This window comes from Streptomyces sp. IBSBF 2435 (assembly GCF_036815005.1).
In the GTDB taxonomy this organism is placed as follows: domain Bacteria; phylum Actinomycetota; class Actinomycetes; order Streptomycetales; family Streptomycetaceae; genus Actinacidiphila.
Map to the genome: position 1 here is coordinate 1 of NZ_JAJSYW010000289.1, position 5,454 is coordinate 5,454.

Below are 5,454 nucleotides of genomic sequence, written 5' to 3' on the forward strand. Positions count from 1 at the left end.
GGGAGGGGGCGATGGGGGAGTTGAGGTTCGACGGCGGACGGATGTGTCTCGACCTGGTGGCGACCCGCGTCGCGCGCCCCGCGGGCGAACGGCTCGACCGGGTCGAGCGCGTGGCCGAGTGGATGTACGGCACGGGGCTGGTCCCGCCGGGGACACCGGTGCCGGCGACCGCCGAGCTGACCCGGGGCCTCCAGGATCTCCGTACCCTCCTGGAGGCGATGGTGAGCGCCCAGCTCACCGGCACCCCGCCCCCGCCGGACGCGGTCGCCCGGGTCAACGAGGTCGCGCGCGCCGCCGCCCCGCCCGTGCCGCGGGCCGTACTGGGCGAGGACGGCGCCCTGACCAGGGCACTGGCGGCGCCCCCGGACGCGGACGGCCTGCTCGCGGCGGTGGCCAGAGACGCGGTGGACCTGTTCACCGACCCCCTGGCCCGCTCCCGGCTGCGCCGCTGCGAGGGCGAGAACTGCGCCCTGGTCTACCTGGACACCTCCCGGGGGCGCCGCCGCCGCTGGTGCAGCAGCGAGGTCTGCGGCAATCGGGAAAGAGTCGCCAGGCACCGCCGGCGTACCACCCCGGCGCTGCGCGAGGCCTGATCCCGGGCGTCCGCGTGAGCGAATCGCCGGAGTCGCCGGGTGGGCAGAAGCGCGCAGGTCGCGTACGGTTGCAGGCTGCCCCTCGCGCGGATCGGGTCGCACGGGGCGGCGCACGACGTACAGACGAAGGGGGTCCTGCGTGGCCGCGCAGACCGCAGTTCAGGACCGGCAGGGGGGCGGCGGCGTCAGGGAGCAGGAGATCGCCGTCGAGCAGGAGCACCTCGACCGGGTCTACCGCCGGCTCGAGGAGAAGATCCACGAGGCGGAGTTCCTGATGAGCGACGCCGCCAAGAGGGGCCAGGTCGGGACGCCCGGCGCCCTCGCCGAGCGGGACGCGCAGGTCTTCAGGGCCGGGGTGCACCTGAACCGGCTGAACAGCGAGTTCGAGGACTTCCTGTTCGGCAGGATCGACCTGCTGCGCGGCAAGGACGGCAAGAAGGGCGCGGACGGCGCCTTCACCTCGATCGACCCGGCCGACGACGCGATCCGCGAGGACGCGACCGCCGCCATCGCCGAGACCCTGCACATCGGCAGGATCGGAGTGCTCGACACCGACTACGCCCCGCTGGTCATCGACTGGCGCGCGCCGGCCGCCGCGCCTTTCTACCGCTCGACGCCGGTCGCGCCGGGCCGGGTGGTGCGGCGCCGGGTGATCAGGTCCAAGGGCCGCCGGGTGCTCGGCGTCGAGGACGACCTGCTGCGCCCCGAGCTGACCACCGGGCTGCCCGTGGTCGGCGACGGCGCCCTGATGGCCGCGCTCGGCCAGGCCAGGTCGCACACCATGCGGGACATCGTGTCCAGCATCCAGGCCGAGCAGGACCTGGTGATCAGGGCGCCCGCCGCCTCCGTCACCGAGGTGACCGGCGGGCCGGGCACCGGCAAGACCGCGGTGGCCCTGCACCGGGCGGCCTACCTGCTCTACCAGGACCGGCGCCGTTACGCCGGCGGCATCCTGTGCGTCAGCCCGACGCCGCTGCTGGTGGCGTACACCGAAGGCGTACTGCCCTCGCTCGGCGAGGAGGGCCAGGTCGCGATCCGGGCGGTCGGCTCACTGGTCGACGGGGTGACCGCGGACCTCTACGACGAGCCGGCCACTGCCCGCGTCAAGGGCAGCCTGCGGATGCAGAAGGTGCTGCGCAACGCGGCCCGCGGCTGCCTCGACCTGGTCCAGGACGCCCCCGCGACCCTGCGGGTGGTGGCCTTCGGGCGGCGCGTCGAGCTGTCGGCCGGCGAGCTGGCCGACGTACGGCACAACGCGCTGAGCGGCACCGCCCCGGTCAACCTGCTGCGCCCGCGGGCCCGCCGGCTGCTGCTCGACACGCTGTGGCGCAAGACCGGGCGGCGCTTCGACGACGCCGAACTCGCCGCCGAGGAGCGGCAGGGCTTCGACGAGGACATCTCCACCGAGCAGGACTTCACCGACTTCCTCGACGCCTGGTGGCCGGTGCTGGAGCCGCGCGGGGTGCTGGCCGCGCTCGCCGACGAGAAGCGGCTGGCGCGCTGGGCGCGCCGGGTGCTGAGTCCGCCCGAGGTGCGGCGGGTGGCCCGGTCGCTGCGCAGGGACGGCACCAGCGCGCACGACGTGGCGCTGCTGGACGAGCTGGAGACGCTGCTCGGCCCCGCGCCCCGGCCCAAGCGCCGCGAGGCCGACCCGCTCGACCAGCTCACCGGCCTCGACGAGGTCACCACGTACGCCGACCGGATGCCCGGCGGGCGGCGCGGGCGCGCGGAACGGCTGGACGAGGAGCGCACCGAGTACGCGCACGTCATCGTGGACGAGGCGCAGGACCTCACGCCCATGCAGTGGCGGATGGTCGGCCGCCGCGGCCGTACGGCCACCTGGACGATCGTCGGCGACCCGGCGCAGAGCTCCTGGTCGGACGTGGAGGAGGCGGCCCGCGCGCGCGACGAAGCGCTCGGCAGCAGGCCGCGCCGCCGCTTCACCCTCACCGTCAACTACCGCAACCCCGCGGAGATCGCCGCGGTCGCCTCGACGGTGCTGGCGCTCGCCATGCCCGGCATGGAGTCGCCGCGGGCGGTCCGCTCGACCGGCATCGTCCCGCGCTACGAGGTGGCCGGGCAGGACCTGGGCGCGGACGTACGCCGGGCCGCCGCGCGGCTGCTCTCGGAGGTCGACGGGACCGTCGGGGTCGTGGTGGCCATGAACCGGCGGGCGCAGGCCCGCGGCTGGCTCGAAGGGCTCGGCGAGCGGGTCGTCGCGCTGGGCAGCCTTGAGGCCAAGGGGCTCGAGTACGACGCCACGGTGGTGGTGTCGCCGGCGGAGATCGCGGAGGAGTCCCCTGCGGGGTTGCGGGTGCTGTACGTGGCCCTGACGCGGGCCACGCAGCAGCTCACCGTCCTCGCGGGTGACCGTGACGCTCCTGACGGGGACGGTGTCCCCGACCTCCTCAGGCCCATGGCCTGAACCCTGGCCGTCGCCCGGCGGGCGGGCTCCCCTTCGGAGGGCCTGATCCGTCGGGCACGGTCACGCCATGCGGGTGGCCGGGCGCGCAGTTCCCCGCGCCCCTGGGCAAGAGCCTCGCGCACCCGCCGGCCGGTGGACGCGCGTACGCCCCCGCGGCGGGGCGCCGGCAGGGGCGTACGTGGGAGGTAGGTGACACCGGCCCGCCATGCTCGCCTCGCGGCAAGTGGGCGCTCGAAGCGCCTAAGGTTGGGCCCGGGGGCTTGGATCGGGCCGGTGTCACGTCAAGGCTAACAAACGGAAGCCGGAAGCTCTTCCCCGCCGGGGGAAAACCGGCGAGTTGCCGAGCCTTCACATCGTGGAAGTAGTGTTCCACGGGTACAGCACACCCTCAGGCAGGAACCGGAAGAAGGTCGTCATGGCAACGGCGCCAAGCGTCTCCTACTCGATCACAGTGCGGCTGGAGGTCCCCGCGGGCGGGACCGCGGTCAGTGCGCTGACCACCGCCGTGGAGTCGTCCGGCGGCTCGGTCACGGGTCTGGACGTCACCGCGTCGGGGCACGAGCGGCTGCGTATCGACGTCACGGTCGCCGCCAGTTCCACCGAGCACGCCAACGAGATCGTGGGCAAGCTGCGCGGTATCGAGGGTGTCGCGATCGGCAAGGTCTCCGACCGTACGTTCCTGATGCACCTCGGCGGCAAGATCGAGATGCAGTCCAAGCACCCGATCCGCAACCGTGACGACCTGTCGATGATCTACACCCCCGGGGTCGCCCGGGTCTGCATGGCCATCGCGGAGAATCCCGAGGACGCCCGCCGGCTCACCATCAAGCGCAACAGCGTCGCCGTGGTCACCGACGGCTCCGCGGTGCTGGGCCTGGGCAACATCGGGCCGAAGGCCGCGCTGCCGGTGATGGAGGGCAAGGCGGCGCTGTTCAAGCGGTTCGCCGGGATCGACGCGTGGCCGCTGTGCCTGGACACCCAGGACACCGACGAGATCGTGTCGATCGTCAAGGCCATCGCCCCGGGTTTCGCGGGGATCAACCTGGAGGACATCTCCGCGCCGCGCTGCTTCGAGATCGAGGCCAGGCTGCGGGAGGCGCTGGACATCCCGGTCTTCCACGACGACCAGCACGGCACCGCCATCGTGGTGCTGGCCGCGCTGACCAACGCGCTGCGGGTGGTCGGCAAGCAGATCGGCGACCTGCGGGTCGTCATGTCCGGTGCGGGAGCCGCCGGTACGGCGATCCTCAAGCTGCTGATCGCGGCCGGCGTCAAGCACGCGGTGGTCGCCGACATCCACGGCGTGGTGCACGCCGGCCGCGAGGACCTGGTCGACGCGCCCGACGGGTCCGCGCTGCGCTGGATCGCCGACAACACCAACCCCGAGGGCGTCACCGGCACGCTGAAGCAGGCGGTCGTCGGCGCCGACGTCTTCATCGGGGTGTCCGCGCCCGACGTGCTGGACGGTACGGACGTGGCAGCGATGGCGGACGGCGCCATCGTGTTCGCGCTGGCCAACCCCGACCCCGAGGTGGACCCGGGAGTGGCCCGGCAGACCGCGGCGGTGGTCGCCACCGGCCGCAGCGACTTCCCCAACCAGATCAACAACGTCCTGGTCTTCCCCGGCGTTTTCCGCGGCCTGCTGGACGCCCAGTCGCGTACGGTCAACACCGAGATGATGCTGGCCGCCGCCCGCGCGCTGGCGTCCGTGGTCGGGGACGGCGAGCTGAACGCGAACTACATCATCCCCAGCGTCTTCAACGACAAGGTCGCGGGCGCGGTCGCCGACGCCGTACGGGACGCGGCGAAGGCGCAGGGACCCGCCGTGTCCGCCGCCGTGTCGGAACCGGCCACCCAGGGGCTGTAACGCAAGAAACGCCCCGATTCGTATTCCGAGCGTCGAGCATGTGACAACAATCCGTCATCCCCGCGGTGCCGCAACGCTTTTTCCGCGACTCGCGCGGGCAGGCGATTGGCTTTCCGCCCATATATGGGGGCAGGATGCACACCTGGGCAGTGAGGCACACAGCAACAGCTTCGAGCTCGCGCCCCCATGGCAGAAAGAACACGGGAGTACAGATATGAACCGCAGTGAGCTGGTGGCCGCCCTGGCCGACCGTGCAGAGGTGACCCGTAAGGACGCCGACGCCGTTCTGGCCGCGTTCGCTGAGACCGTCGGTGAGATCGTGGCCAAGGGCGACGAGAAGGTCACGATCCCCGGCTTCCTGACCTTCGAGCGCACTCACCGTGCCGCCCGCACCGCCCGCAACCCGCAGACGGGTGAGCCGATCAACATCCCTGCCGGGTACAGCGTGAAGGTCTCCGCGGGCTCCAAGCTCAAGGAAGCCGCGAAGGGCAAGTAAGTCCCCTGGACGACTCGAAGGGGGGGGGGGGGGGGGGGGGGGGGGGGGGGGGGGGGGGGGGGGGGGGGGGGGG

4 protein-coding genes are annotated in these 5,454 nt (G+C 72.9%); all 4 read left to right on the top strand.

Annotated features, from left to right (window positions below):
* Nucleotides 1-11: 11 nt before the first annotated feature.
* The 4 genes from V7E46_RS32090 (at nucleotide 12) to V7E46_RS32105 (ending at nucleotide 5,381) form a co-directional block, all read left to right on the top strand.
* Entirely contained in the window at nucleotides 12-593 is a 582-nt protein-coding gene (locus V7E46_RS32090; protein ID WP_333771702.1) for a CGNR zinc finger domain-containing protein, read from the top strand.
* A 139-nt stretch (nucleotides 594-732) separates the two neighbouring features.
* Nucleotides 733-3,018 carry a HelD family protein gene (locus tag V7E46_RS32095; RefSeq protein WP_333771701.1) on the top strand — a complete coding sequence of 762 codons (2,286 nt, stop codon included), beginning with the start codon at nucleotides 733-735 and terminating at the stop codon, nucleotides 3,016-3,018.
* A 415-nt stretch (nucleotides 3,019-3,433) separates the two neighbouring features.
* Entirely contained in the window at nucleotides 3,434-4,885 is a 1,452-nt protein-coding gene (locus V7E46_RS32100; RefSeq protein WP_329178606.1) for an NAD-dependent malic enzyme, read from the top strand.
* Nucleotides 4,886-5,099: 214 nt separating this feature from the next.
* Nucleotides 5,100-5,381, top strand: a complete 282-nt coding sequence (locus tag V7E46_RS32105; RefSeq protein ID WP_016645140.1) for an HU family DNA-binding protein — start codon at nucleotides 5,100-5,102, stop codon at nucleotides 5,379-5,381.
* The last annotated feature ends 73 nt before the right edge of the window (nucleotides 5,382-5,454 follow it).